This window comes from Gammaproteobacteria bacterium (genome assembly GCA_016195665.1).
GTDB lineage: Bacteria > Pseudomonadota > Gammaproteobacteria > SURF-13 > SURF-13 > JACPZD01.
The window spans coordinates 56,452-69,400 of record JACPZD010000005.1; the positions used below are offsets into that span (position 1 = coordinate 56,452).

A 12,949-nucleotide genomic window follows, 5' to 3' on the forward strand; every position below is an offset into this window, starting at 1 on the left:
TTCAAAACGGCAAGGTGAGAGTGGGGTCCAGGCTCAATATTAAATCACGAAATTGTTTTTGAATGCGCGCCAGGGCCTCTTTGTTTTCCGCTTCGAAGCGAATCACCACCGTGGGGGTGGTGTTGGAGGGACGCGCCAGGCCCCAGCCGTCCGTAAAGTCGGCGCGTACACCGTCTAGGGTGGTGAGTTTGGCGCCCGGAAAGTGCGCGCTCTTTTGCAGGCGCTCCATCAGCTTGAAATGCTCGCCTTCCTTCATTTCGAGTTTCAACTCCGGCGTGTTCACCGTCTCGGGCAGTTCCGCAAACACCGCGCTGGGCGCGCGCGCATCGTGAGACAAAATCTCCAGCAAGCGCGCGGCCGTGTACAAGCCGTCGTCAAAGCCATACCAGCGCTCCTTGAAGAAGATATGGCCGCTCATCTCGCCTGCCAGCAGTGCGCCGGTCTCCCTCATCTTGGCCTTGATGAGCGAATGGCCGGTCTTCCACATCAACGGTTCACCGCCGTGCTGTGCAATCACCGTGGCGAGGTTGCGCGTGCACTTCACGTCATAAATGACCGTCGCGCCGGGGTTGCGCGACAGCACGTCTTTCGCGTACAGCATCATTTGCCGGTCCGGCCAGATGATGACACCCTCGGCGGTGACTACGCCCAGACGATCCCCATCGCCGTCGAAGGCGAGTCCCAGATCGGCGCGCTGCGCCTTGACCGCCCGGATCAGATCCTCCAGATTTTCCGGTTGGCTGGGATCGGGGTGGTGATTGGGAAAATGCCCGTCCACCTCGCAAAACAGTTCGCTCACTTCACAGCCCAGCTCGCGCAGCACGCGCGGCGCGAGCATGCCCGGCACGCCGTTGCCGCAATCCACCACTATTTTTAAGGGACGCGCGAGGCGCACATCGGAGGTTACGCGCGCGATGTAATCCGGCGCCACGTCCACCGCCTGCCACTCGCCCGCGCCGCTGGAGAGTTCCCCCTCGACAATACGAGTGCGCAGCGCGCTGATGGCCTCGCCGGAGAGCGTCTTGCCCCCCAGCATGATCTTGATGCCGTTATAGTCCGGCGGATTGTGACTGCCGGTGATCGCCACGCCGGAGCCGGTTTCGAGATGGTGTGTGGCGAAATACAGCACCGGTGTCGGCACCATGCCGATATCTATCACGTTGACACCCGCGGCGCGGAGGCCGTCACTCAACGCCTGCGCAAACTCCGGACCCGATAAACGCCCGTCGCGACCCACCGCCACGGTGTTTTGCTTGCGCGCGATGGCCTCGCTGCCGATGGCGCGGCCGATCTCACGCACGATGCCGGCGGTCAGTGTTTTTCCGACGATGCCGCGGATGTCGTAGGCCTTGAAGATGTTTTCTGGAATGTCCACCATCATTTTCCCTTCTCTCTTACTCAGGAGTCACAAAGTAAGGTTACAATCTTTATGATGTGACTCCTGAGTAAATACCCTGTTTTACCTGCCCCCACCCTGTCCCGCCCCCTAACATAGGGACTCAGCGGGAAGTGTAATCTTACTTACTGACCGATGAGTACAACTTGTAACGTGTCACTGCCGTCCGGAATGTCCGAATCCGCCCGCACCGCGCCGTGTCTCGTTAAATTCCTCGACCACCTCGAAGTCGGCGCGCACCACGGGCACGATGACCATTTGAGCGATGCGTTCGCCCACGGCGATGGCGAACGGTTCCTGGCCGCGATTCCAGCACGACACCAACAACTGCCCTTGATAATCGGAGTCTATCAGGCCCACCAGATTGCCGAGCACGATACCATGTTTATGACCGAGGCCGGAGCGCGGCAATAACACGGCGGCCAGCGAAGTGTCCGCGATATGCACCGCCATGCCGGTCGGAATGAGATGAGTCTCGCCCGGCTTGATGACCAATGGACCATCCAGACAGGCGCGCAGATCTATACCGGCCGAACCCTCCGTCGCATACTGCGGCAAGGGGAATTCTCCGCCGATGCGCTTATCGAGAATCTTAAGCTGAATTTTTTGCATGATACCTCTCGGCGATGACATAGATGAGTTCGCGCGCCAGCCGCTCCTTGGGCGCGCGCGTCAGCAGTTTGCCGCCGCCTTCCCAAAACAGCCTTAATTCATTTTCGTCGCTGTCGAAACCGAGGCCGGGTTGATTCACCCAGTTCGCGGCGATCATATCGAGTTTTTTCGCGGCGCGCTTGGCTTGCGCATTCAGTTCAAGATTCTCGGTCTCGGCGGCGAAACCCACAGTGAAGGGCGCCGGAGTCAATGCCGCGACATCTTCCAGGATGTCCGGATTACGTACCAGGGAAAGGGCGAATTTGTCTTGTGACTTTTTCATTTTCTGCGTAACGCTCTCGGCAGGATGGAAATCTGCAACCGCCGCGGCGGCAATGAAGATGTCGCTGTGCAGTGCGCGCGTGAGCGCCGCCTCGTGCATCTCTTGGGCGCTGACCACATCAATGCGCTCCACGCGCTCCGGTGCGGGCAATGCCGTCGGCCCGCTGATGAGCGTGACCCGTGCTCCTGCCTCGCAGGCGGCCGCCGACAGCGCATAACCCATCTTGCCGGAACTGCGGTTGCTGATATAACGCACCGGATCTATCGCCTCGCGGGTGGGGCCGGCGCTCACCAATACCCGTGCGCCGCTGAGGCTGCCGGTGGTAAAGATCCCCGCCGTCAATTCGGTAATCCGCGCCGGCTCCAACATCCTGCCGGGTCCGACTTCGCCGCAGGCCTGCGCGCCTTCCGCGGGGCCGAATAGACGCGCGCCGCGCTCTTCCAGAATTTTTTTATTGGCCTGGGTGGCGGGGTTAAGCCACATCTGCTGATTCATGGCGGGCGCCAGTGCGAGCGGCGCGGCCGTCGCAAGGCACAGGGTGCTCAGTAAATCATCGGCTAAACCGTGGGCGAGCTTGGCCATGAAATCGGCGCTGGCGGGGGCGATCAATACGACGTCCGCCCAGCGCGCCAGCGTGATGTGCCCCATGCCGGCCTCGCTGGCCGGATCGAGCAAATGCTGTTGTACGGGATGGCCCGACAAGGCTTGCAGGGTGAGGGGGGTGATGAATTCGCCGGCCGCCTGCGTCATGACCACCCGCACCTCCGCCCCCGCGCTGCGCAGGCGCCGCACCAGCTCGGCGCTCTTGTACGCAGCGATGCCTCCCGTGACGCCTAACAGGATGCGTTTGTTTGTTAGAGATGACATGGGGGGATTGTAACGCAGGGTGACGCCTAGAGACTACTAGGCGTGAGGCGTTAGAAGTGGGGAGTGAGGAGTGAGGAGTGAAATGCTGTTCCCCTCACTCCTCACCCCTAATTGCGCTTGCTGAACCCGTTGCCGTTTATAGAGACTACGGACGGGGTCGTATAATCCTGGGCGAAACACTGCTCGATCTCGGACGGCGGCAGCGGCATGCTGAAATAATAGCCCTGCATCTCGGTGCACCTCAGCGAGCGCAGGAACTCTAATTGCCTCATGGTCTCCACGCCCTCGGCGATGACTTGTAATTTCAAACTGTGCGCCATGGCGACGATCGCCGTGGTGATGGCCATATCGTCCGCATCGTCGGGGATCCCCTGTACAAAGGACTGGTCAATCTTCAGCTTCGTGACGGGGAAGCGCTTTAGATAACTGAGCGACGAATAACCCATCCCGAAATCATCTATGACAAGGTGGATACCGGTATTTTCTAATTCATGCAGGATATCGGAGGTTTCCACCCCCTGCATCATGCTTTCCGTCAGCTCCAGCTCCAGGCAGTTGGGGTCGAGGCCTGTTTCGCTTAGCACCTGATTGATGGTGCTCAGTAGCTGCTGCTGATGGAACTGCCGCGCGGAGAGATTGACCGCCATGCGTATGGGCGGGTAACCGGCGGCCTGCCAGGCCACGTTCTGCTCGCAGGCGGCACGCAGCACCCACGCGCCGATCGGAATGATCAAACCGGTTTCCTCCGCCACCGTGATGAATTCGTTCGGCGACACCAGCCCGAGATCGGGACTTTGCCAACGCAACAGCGCCTCCACGGCGATGATCTTTCCCGTGAGTAGATCAATCTGCGGCTGATAGCACAGAAACAGCTCTTCGCGATCGAGGGCGTGGCAGAGCCTGTTTTCCAACTCCAGGCGGTGCGAGGCCTTGTCGTTCATCTTGGGGGAATAGAGCTGATAGCCGCCCCCCTGCTCCTTGGCGCGATACATGGCGAGATCGGCGTTTTTCAACAGGGCCTCGGGGGTTTCACCGTCGTTAGGGAAGATGCTCACGCCGATGCTGGTGATGACGTTGAGGTCATAGCCCGCGATTTCGAAGGACTCAAAAATGGAGTTGTTGATCTTCTGCGCCACCCTGGCCACGTCGGTCGGATCCGCGACATCGCCGAGTATCAATGCAAATTCATCCCCGCCCAGTCTCGCCACCGTATCGCTTTCGCGCACATGAGTGGAGAGGCGATCCGCCATCGCCGTCAGCAATAGGTCCCCGACCGCGTGCCCCAACGTGTCGTTAACACGCTTGAAGCGATCCAGATCCATAAACAACACGGCCACCATGCGGTTATGGCGCGGCGCCTGCACCAGCGCCTGGGTCAGGCGGTCCATGAACAGGAGCCGGTTGGGCAGGTTGGTGAGCACATCGTGGGTCGCCATATGATGCAGACGTTCTTCCGAGCGCTTGCGCTCGATGGCGTAGCGGAGCGAATGGACCAGCAAGCGGGTGTCCACCTGGCCCTTGATCAAATAATCCTGCGCCCGGCACTGCACGGCCTGCAGCGCGAGCTCCTCATCGTGCAGGCCGCTCAGCACCACAATCGGCATGTGCGGAACCACCGTCTGCACTTGGGTCAGGGTGTCGAGCCCACGGGAGTCCGGTAGGGTCAGATCCAGTAACACCACGTCGAAGTGCTGTTCGCCGAGCCGTTTGAGCGCCTCGGCGAACAAGTCAACATGGGTAAGGGCGAAGTTGCCGGTGCGCGCCTCGGCCAGCATCTCGAGTACCAGCCTCGCATCCCCCGGATTATCCTCCACCAGCAAAATATGTATCGGCGTGCTTATGCTTGGCTCATGCATTTTTACTTACATCCTCTTTATCCGGCAGGGTGAAGTAAAAAGTACTGCCTGCCCCCGCCTCTGATTCCACCCAGATCCTTCCACCAAGACTTTCCACGATCTTCTTGCAAATTGCAAGACCTATCCCCGTACCGGTGGGCCTCGCCTGGCCTGGCAGCCGCTGAAATAGCATAAATATCTGGCTGGAAAACTGCGGGTCTATGCCAATGCCGTTGTCGCGCACCGAAAACTGCCAGGCGCCGTCCCTATGCTCTGCGCGGATGTAGATCTGCAGGGGTCTGTCGGCACGGAATTTAATGGCATTGCTGATCAAATTTTGAAACAGTTGCACCAGTTGGGTTTCGTTGGCATACACCGTCGGCAGCGGCTCACAGGTTACCGTGGCGTTACTCTCCTGTATGGCGATCTGCAGATTGCTCACCACTTCATTGAAGACCTTGTTGCAATCAACCTGCGTCAAGCCCCCTTGCGCCAACCCGGCCCGCGAGTAGGCCAACAGGCCGTCTATCATGCGCTGCATGCGCAGCGTGCCGTCCATCACGTACTGAATGAACTCATCGGCGTTGGGGTCGAGCCTGCCCTGGTAGCGCCTCGCCAACAATTGGGTGTAACTCGACACCATCCGCAGCGGCTCCTGCAGGTCATGGGCGGCGACCTGGGCCAATTCGCTCAGCCTGTCGTTGGAAGTCATCAACTCCACGGTGCGCTCTCTCACCCTATGCTCCAGCTCCTCGGTAAGTGTGCGCTGGCGCTCCACGGCGCGTTTCTGATCCTCGATGTCGGTCGCGCTGCCCAGCCATTTGATAATGCTGCCGTCCTGATCTCTAAATGGGGCGGCACGGAACAGGTGCCAGCGGTAAGTCCTGTCGCTCGGCCTCTTGAAGCGGTACTCGGCCTCATAGGCATCGCCTCTTTGTATCACCTTAGCCCAGCGTTGCAGGCAGCTCTCCACATCATCCGGGTGCAGCACCGCCTGCCAGCTTTTACCCTGACTCTGTTCGCGCGTCAGGGTGGGGTGGTTGTACCAATAGTGGTTATAGTAATCCAGCGTGCCGTCGGGCAGGGCGGTCCATACGATCTGGGGAACAGCAGCCACAGGCTTGCCGGGAGGCGGCTCTCCGCGCGGTTTCTCTTCCCTTTGACCTAAAGGGTGTTTCTCAAGGTTGACCACCGTTTTATGCGTGCCCGGTGCTGGTGGTTCACCTTCACCGCCGGTTTGTCCCACCTCATCCATACCCCGGCGTAGCTCGAGCTGGCTCACGATCTGCCGGCCCAAGGCATGCAGGGCCTCTCGCTGGTCCATATTGAGTCCGCCAAGGACATGATCCACCACGCACAACATCCCTAACATATCTCCCTTGGGCGTAGCCCACGCAATGCCCGTGTAAAAGCGGATGTTGGGTTCGGAACTTACGAAGGGGTTGGTGGCGTAGCGTTCGCCGAGGAGCGCATCGGGGATGACAAAAATATCAGAGTGCAGCCCCGAATGGGCACAAAACGACACATCGCGCGGGACTATCGGGGTAACTGGACCGGGTCTGGACTTAAACCACTGGCGATTGGCATCAACAAGGGTAATAAAGGAGATCGGTGTCCGGCAAATGTGCGAGGCAAGCCGGAGGAAGTCTTCGATGAGATCCTCGGGCACGGTATCCAGAATGTTGAAACGGCGCAAGGCATCCAGGTGTTCCGCTTCATGGTCAGGCACTTTCATCACGATGCCTTTTGGGGCGGTAGTGCTCACTTAGGTACCCATATTCGCACGACCATCGGCACGGCCAATGCACTCGGGGAAAAGTATAACAATATTTTGACTCCCCCTTCGAAAGGTATTGAGATGTCTATTTGTCATGTGTCATTTAAATGACATACCATTGGATGCAATGGGCAATTTTCATTCCATTTATAAAAAACGTATGGTTACCAGTTACTTAAAATAAACTGCCAATAATTAGTCAAGCTAACTGTAAAAATTCCCGACAGTTAACTAAGTCTTCAATCATGATGGTGTCCTGACAAATCACTATCGCTGAGGTAAGATTTAAAGTTCAGAGGCTGTGCCCCATGCCCATCACAGATTGGCCGTCCGAGGAACGCCCGCGCGAGAAACTGCTGCTGCGCGGCCCTGGCGCACTGTCCGACGCCGAGTTGCTGGCCATCTTTTTACGCACCGGCGTGGCCGGCAAGACCGCAGTGGATCTCGCCCGCGAGTTGCTTGCCGCCTTCGGAGGTCTGCGCCCGTTGCTGGAGGCGGAAAGTGAGCGCTTTTGCGCGGAGCACGGCCTGGGTGTCGCCAAGTACGCACAGCTACAGGCCGTGTTGGAGATGGGCCGCCGTCATCTACTCGAGACCCTCGCCCGCGGCGATGCCCTGTCCAACCCCGATGACACCCGTGACTACCTCAAGGCACGGTTGCGCGGCTATGCCCATGAGGTGTTCGCCTGCCTGTTTCTCGACAGCCGGCATCGCGTCATCAGCCTTGATGAACTGTTTCACGGCACGATAGACGGCGCCAGCGTACATCCCCGCGAGGTGGTCAAGCGCGCGCTGGCGCACAACGCCGCGGCTGTGATTCTGGCCCATAACCACCCCTCCGGCGTGGCCGAGCCGAGCGAGGCTGACCGTATGATTACCCATCGTCTGAAAGACGCGCTGGGACTGGTGGATATCCGGGTATTGGATCACTTCATCATCGGCGACGGGTGCGCGGTATCTCTGGCCGAGCGGGGGCTTATGTAGGGAATCGCTGATTAAGCCGGAGTTTTTGTAGGGCCACTTTGAATATCCGTGGGTTTTGTTATAAACTATGCAGCTTAATTGCTTGTGAGTGAAAGTGTATGTCCAGAGTATGCCAGGTTACGGGTAAGCGCCCCTTGAAGGGACAGAACGTGTCCCACGCCAACAACAAGACCAAACGCCGCTTCTTGCCCAATTTGCATAGCCACCGCTTTTGGGTGGAAAGCGAAAATCGCTGGGTGCGCCTGAGGCTTACCTCGAATGCTATGCGCATCATTGATAAACACGGCATTGATCACGTGCTCGCCGATATGCGCGGCCGTGGCGAGAAGGTCTAGGGGATAACGTTATGCGTGACAAGATTAAACTCGTTTCCAGCGCCGGCACGGGTCATTACTACACGACCACCAAGAACAAGCGCACTATGCCGGACAAGATGGAGGCCAAGAAATACGATCCGGTGATCCGCAAGCATGTGCTCTATAAAGAGGCCAAGATCAAATAGGGGTGGTGTCCTCAAGCCCATAAAAAATGTCCGCTATCAAGCCTTTTTTGGCGGCGGGCATGACGCGAAAAACATATATAAAGCAACAGTTTAGGGTGTTTCCTGGCGACTTTAGCCCACTGTAGGCTTGTAGGTTGGGGGCCACATAGGAGCCTTGCGGTTGCGGGTCTTGGCGTGCCAGAGCGGGCAACAAGGATGGAGGCGTCGGCCGCTTCCTTCGTAATCATATGCCAACCAATAATAAGGCTGATCCCCAAACGCGAACGCGCAGTTCGGAGACTGCGCGTTGGGGGGGCTTTGGCTGTGACTTTGCCTACGGAGGTATTGCTTCGCTGGGGTGACTTCTGCGACGCCGGCTTTGATGCGTCCCTTTTCTTGAATCCCCGATCCCCAGCCATGAAGGCTTCCAGCATGTGCGGAATCAACGTCACCGCATCCACAGATTCGCCGTAAGTCTGAGCATGCAGCGCCGCATAGCGGTCGAGGTCAGCCTTTAGGCTGGCTGGGCAGGCGAAGGTCAGCTTGACGCTTTCGGTCTTTGGGAGCGGACCGAGGCGAAGTTTTGTGGTGGATGCGCTCATCGTGACGTACCCCTCACAAAATAAAGTGGCTGATAGGGCCGCAGCACCAGATCCCGGTTGACGATGACGCGCACCGGCAGGCCGGGCCGCTCGGTCAGCGTTGGTTGCATGTTCATGTTGCGCCGGGTTATCTCCTGGCCGACCTGGTTCACAGAATCCTTGAGGTTGTCACGTCCGGCGATGATCACGCGATCACCACCATTGCGGTTTTCCGGTGCGGCCAGCTCGGCCCCGATGCCCAGCAAGGTAGTTAGCGCAGCACCGGCGAACACGCGATCCCAGTGCCAGTCCACGCCGTCTTCCAGACCCGCATAGCCCGCCGGATCGGTGCCGACCAGTTTGTCGAGCTTGAACGAGGATGTATCCGGGAGGATGACCCGATTCCACACCACCTGCACGCGGCTCTGCCCATAGCTCACCTGGCTGTTGTATTTGCCCAGCAAGCGCGAGCCCTGCGGGATTAGCACGTACTTGCCGGTGGCCGCGTCATAGACCGGCTCCGTCACCGTGGCGATGACATCGCCCGGCAGGTCGGACTTGATGCCCGTAACGAGCGCGGCGGCGATGACTGTGCCGGCCATGACTTGATACGGCGATGCGGGCATTTGCAGGTTGCCTGAATTGCGGGTTTCCGTAGAACCAGCTTTGTTCAAAAATGCTTCCTTCTGCTCTTGGTCGCCAGTCCGCCAACGAGGACGGCCAGCATACGCCGGTTCAAGCGCGTGACCGCACGCGGCTGGGCACGCAACGTCACGTTCTCGGGGGCCATTTTGGGCGGCAGGTCTGGCACCGGAGTGTCGGGGGTATTGTTCGCTTGGCTCATGGTCAGTTCCTCCGTGTCACGCCCACAATCCCATCCGTGCGCTCGATGCGAACGACGGCGGCCTTGTCCGCACCCAGCCGCAACTCGGCCGCGCCGAACAACCGGTCCACCACGTAGTAGGGAGAACGGAACCGGTAGTTCACGAGTTGGCCATCGCCCTGCGGCCCGATCACGAACAGCGGCGGCAGCTCGCCCTGCGTGATGCCGGCGGGGAACTGGATGTAGACCCGCTCGCCGTCGTCGAAGGCGCGCAGCGGCTTCCATGGTGGGCTGTCGCCGGTGATCGCGTAGCGGAACTTGATCTGTTCCAGCGACAAGCCCGAGTCCACCGGTGCAGAGGCTTGAGCCTGCTGCGCCTGCTTCTGCAAGGCCAGCATGCGATCCTTCGGGTAGTCCCAGGATGCCGAGGCCATCCACGCCTGCGGCGTCGAGGACAGTTCGAGCAGGTAAGTGCGACGGTTCGTGGTGATGACCAGGTTCGTCTTCAGCCCAATGCGCGTGGGCTTCACGAGGATGTTCACGCGCAGGCTGGCGCCGGAACCGCTGGCCGTGTCGCCGACGATCCAACGTACGGTGTCGCCAGCCGAGACCGTCACCAGTTCCTCACCCTGCTGCAGGGCGATGACGGTGACGCGACCCGGACTCGTGTAGACCTGATACAGCGCCCCATCGGTGTAGGGCCAGACCTGGATCGCGTTAATGTAGCCCTCTCGGCTCGGCGGCACGCGTGCTTCGGCATTGGCACGCGCCACGCGGGCCTTCTCGTCAGGCGATTCAGCGGCTGGCTTGTCTTCGGGCGTGTTCCCCAAGGCCTTCAACTGCTCGGGTAGCGGCAGCAGTTTGGGCACCTCAACCACCTCGATGGGCTTGGGCAACTCCGGCAGCGCGTGCGCCGCGATGGGCTCGTCCAGCGTGATGTCCGGCGGCGGCTTGCCGTGTGTGGCGCAACCGCTGACAGTCACCAAGGCGGCGCTCAGGATCAACGGCAAAGCGTAATTGCGGATTTGGGTTTTCATGGTTTCTTGGCTCCTTCGGTTGCGTCGAGTTCACGGCTCCAGGACAGGCCGTTGACGTAAATGCCCAGCGGGTTCTTGCGCAACCGCTCCTCGGTGCGCGGCGGTTGCAGCACGATGGACAGCACAGCCGTCCAGCGCTCGGCGCCAGAGGGCGAACCATTCACATAGCTGCGCTCGATCCAGCGCACCTGGAACGAGGATTCGCTGGCGCGCACGACGCTGGTGATCTCCACGGCCGTCGAGGTCTGGCCGATGCGCGCGAACGGATCGTTGGTGCGCGCGTAATCGTTCAGCGTGGCTGCGCCCTTGTCGGTGGTGTAGTCGTAGGCTTCGAGCCAGTTCTGCCGTACGACGATGGGATCGATCGACAGTGACCGCACGTCAGTGAGGAAGCGCGCCAGGTGGTAGGCGATCTGTGCGTCGTTGAGCTTGTACGGCGTGGCGGCTTCGCCCACCGCGCGCACCTGACCGCCAGCGGCGACTTCCACCACATAGGGTGTGACGATGGATTGTGCCGAACGCCACGCCAGTCCGCCCGCCATCAGCAGTGCGAGCGAGAGACATCCAAAAGCCATCAGCCGCCAGTTCTTCGCCTGCACGCGCGCACTGCCGATGCGTTGGTCCCAGACCTGCGCGGCGGCTTGGTAGGGGGTGACGGGTTCGGGCGTTTCCGAGTACCGCACCTGGTGTCGTTTGAATCGCATGAACTGTTCTCCTCAAGGGTTCGAGTTGTCGCGCAGGCTCGGACTGGCACCGCTGCCGCCGTGATCGCCTGAGCGCAGGGTGTGGGCGGCCGTCGAGACTGCATGGCTTGCTTGCTGTTTGCGACGCATTTGTTTGGCCCAGGCGGGCTCTGCCGCAGGGGGCTTGGCTTCAGCTGCATCGGCTGATTCGGTAGAACTGGCTGCCGCCGCAGGCGCAGCAGCGTCCGCGACGAAGTTCGCTACGCGATCCTTGACCGCTTTCGCACCGGCTGCGACGCGCTGGCCGACAGCACCGGCACCGCTCCTGGCCACATTGGCGACGCCAGCACCAGCAGCGCGCACACCACCACTGCCCGATGCTGCGGCACCAGCCTGGTAGGCCGACTTCGCACCGCTGGCCATCGTGCTCTCGCACGCCCAGCCGACGCCACTCCGCCGATGGCGGCGCGTGCTGCACCCGGCCCCATGCGCGCACCTGCGGCCACCGCAGCGCCACCCGTCGCGATAGCCGCGCCGCCAGCCACCGCCAATCCGGCGGCGCCCAGAGCAGTTCCGGCTGCGGCGCCCGCGCCGAGCTGTGGCGCTCCCGATACCAGCCCGGTTGCAATTCCCGGCTCGAAGATTCCCAGTCCCAGCATCGCCAGCGAGGCCAGCATGATTGTCAGCGCCAGATCGATAGAGGGTTCAGTGCCGGGCGGTGTTTGGAACTGTGCAAACAGTCCTATACCGATGCCGACGATCACCGCCAGCACCAGCACCTTGATGCCCGACGACACCACGTTGCCCAATACCCGCTCGGCCAGGAACGCGGTCTCGTTCCACAACGCAAACGGCAGCAGCGTGCCGCCCGCCATGCTGAACATGTTGCCGAAGTTGGAGCTGGTGCCCATCAAGATATACTTGAGGACGTTGCCGAAGGTGCGCCGGCCCTCGCGCACTACGTTGAGGTCGTGCTCGAGGAGCACCAGGTCGGCCGCCTCCTTGGCCACGTCCACGGCGCCGTCCACGGAGATGCCCACGTCCGCGGCGTGCATCGAGGGCGCGTCGTTGATGCCGTCGCCGAGGAAGCCCGCCACATGCCCACGCGCCTTGAGCGCGAGCAGGATGCGCATCTTCTGCGCCGGCGTGACGCGCGGCAAAACAGGTTGACACGCTCGGCCTGGACCTGCAGCGCGGGATCGTCCAGGCGCTGGATCTCGGCGCCGGTCAGCACACCGGCGACGGGTACGCCGAGCGCCCCGCACACGTGGCGGGTGACGAGATCGTTGTCGCCGGTGACGATCTTGACCGCCACGCCGCTCGCCTCGATGCTCTTCAGCGCCTGCGCGGCGCTCGCCTTGGGCGGATCGAGAAAGGCGGCGAAGCCGGCGAACACCAGTTCCGTCTCACCGGTGACCACGGCGTGGAGATGATCGGCCGGGACCTCGCGCCAGGCGATCCCGAGCACGCGAAAGCCCTCGCGGCTCAGCGCCTCGAACAAACGCTCGATGCGGCCGCGCGCCGCATCATCGAGCGGCAGCGGCGCCTCGGA

Annotated in this window: 11 protein-coding genes and 2 pseudogenes; 3 read left to right on the forward strand and 10 right to left on the reverse strand. The window is 60.8% G+C overall.

Annotated elements, in window-relative coordinates; all coding sequences use genetic code 11:
- Window position 1 precedes the first annotated feature (1 nt).
- The 5 genes from HY028_02615 to HY028_02635 form a co-directional block, all read right to left on the reverse strand.
- Entirely contained in the window at window positions 2-1,381 is a 1,380-nt protein-coding gene (locus HY028_02615; protein ID MBI3343756.1) for a phosphomannomutase/phosphoglucomutase, read from the reverse strand.
- Window positions 1,382-1,552: 171 nt separating this feature from the next.
- On the reverse strand, window positions 1,553-2,008 hold the full coding sequence (dut, locus tag HY028_02620) for a dUTP diphosphatase (protein MBI3343757.1): 456 nt from the start codon (window positions 2,006-2,008) through the stop codon (window positions 1,553-1,555).
- The gene (gene coaBC / locus HY028_02625) at window positions 1,989-3,197 is read right to left on the reverse strand and encodes a bifunctional phosphopantothenoylcysteine decarboxylase/phosphopantothenate--cysteine ligase CoaBC (GenBank protein MBI3343758.1); all 1,209 of its coding nucleotides are present in this window, start codon (window positions 3,195-3,197) and stop codon (window positions 1,989-1,991) included. The genes dut and coaBC overlap by 20 nt, the downstream gene beginning before the upstream one ends.
- 107 nt (window positions 3,198-3,304) lie before the next feature.
- Window positions 3,305-5,026, reverse strand: coding sequence for an EAL domain-containing protein (locus HY028_02630; GenBank protein MBI3343759.1), 1,722 nt, complete (start codon window positions 5,024-5,026; stop codon window positions 3,305-3,307).
- A 19-nt stretch (window positions 5,027-5,045) separates the two neighbouring features.
- Window positions 5,046-6,797 (reverse strand): PAS domain-containing protein, encoded by a 1,752-nt coding sequence (locus tag HY028_02635; GenBank protein MBI3343760.1) that lies wholly within the window; start codon window positions 6,795-6,797, stop codon window positions 5,046-5,048.
- Between the two features lie 320 nt (window positions 6,798-7,117).
- Between HY028_02635 and radC the strand changes: the two genes are divergently transcribed.
- From radC to rpmG, 3 genes are all read left to right on the forward strand, one after another.
- Complete coding sequence (radC, locus tag HY028_02640) at window positions 7,118-7,792, forward strand: DNA repair protein RadC (GenBank protein MBI3343761.1); 675 nt, start codon at window positions 7,118-7,120, stop codon at window positions 7,790-7,792.
- Between the two features lie 98 nt (window positions 7,793-7,890).
- Complete coding sequence (rpmB, locus tag HY028_02645) at window positions 7,891-8,127, forward strand: 50S ribosomal protein L28 (protein ID MBI3343762.1); 237 nt, start codon at window positions 7,891-7,893, stop codon at window positions 8,125-8,127.
- An 11-nt stretch (window positions 8,128-8,138) separates the two neighbouring features.
- On the forward strand, window positions 8,139-8,294 hold the full coding sequence (gene rpmG, locus HY028_02650; protein ID MBI3343763.1) for a 50S ribosomal protein L33: 156 nt from the start codon (window positions 8,139-8,141) through the stop codon (window positions 8,292-8,294).
- Between the two features lie 371 nt (window positions 8,295-8,665).
- On the opposite strand, the pseudogene HY028_02655 reads toward rpmG, so the two are convergent.
- The 5 genes and pseudogenes from HY028_02655 to HY028_02675 all read right to left on the reverse strand — a co-directional run bounded on the left by HY028_02655 (window position 8,666) and on the right by HY028_02675 (window position 12,530).
- Window positions 8,666-8,875: pseudogene (locus tag HY028_02655) on the reverse strand (DUF2274 domain-containing protein).
- A pseudogene (locus HY028_02660) lies at window positions 8,872-9,698 on the reverse strand (TrbI/VirB10 family protein). The pseudogenes HY028_02655 and HY028_02660 overlap by 4 nt, the downstream one beginning before the upstream one ends.
- 2 nt (window positions 9,699-9,700) lie before the next feature.
- Window positions 9,701-10,714 (reverse strand): P-type conjugative transfer protein TrbG, encoded by a 1,014-nt coding sequence (trbG, locus tag HY028_02665; GenBank protein MBI3343764.1) that lies wholly within the window; start codon window positions 10,712-10,714, stop codon window positions 9,701-9,703.
- Window positions 10,711-11,418 (reverse strand): conjugal transfer protein TrbF, encoded by a 708-nt coding sequence (locus HY028_02670; GenBank protein ID MBI3343765.1) that lies wholly within the window; start codon window positions 11,416-11,418, stop codon window positions 10,711-10,713. Before HY028_02670 ends, trbG begins: the two co-directional genes overlap by 4 nt.
- A 239-nt stretch (window positions 11,419-11,657) precedes the next feature.
- Window positions 11,658-12,530, reverse strand: a complete 873-nt coding sequence (locus tag HY028_02675; protein ID MBI3343766.1) for a type IV secretion system protein — start codon at window positions 12,528-12,530, stop codon at window positions 11,658-11,660.
- Window positions 12,531-12,949 lie beyond the last annotated feature (419 nt).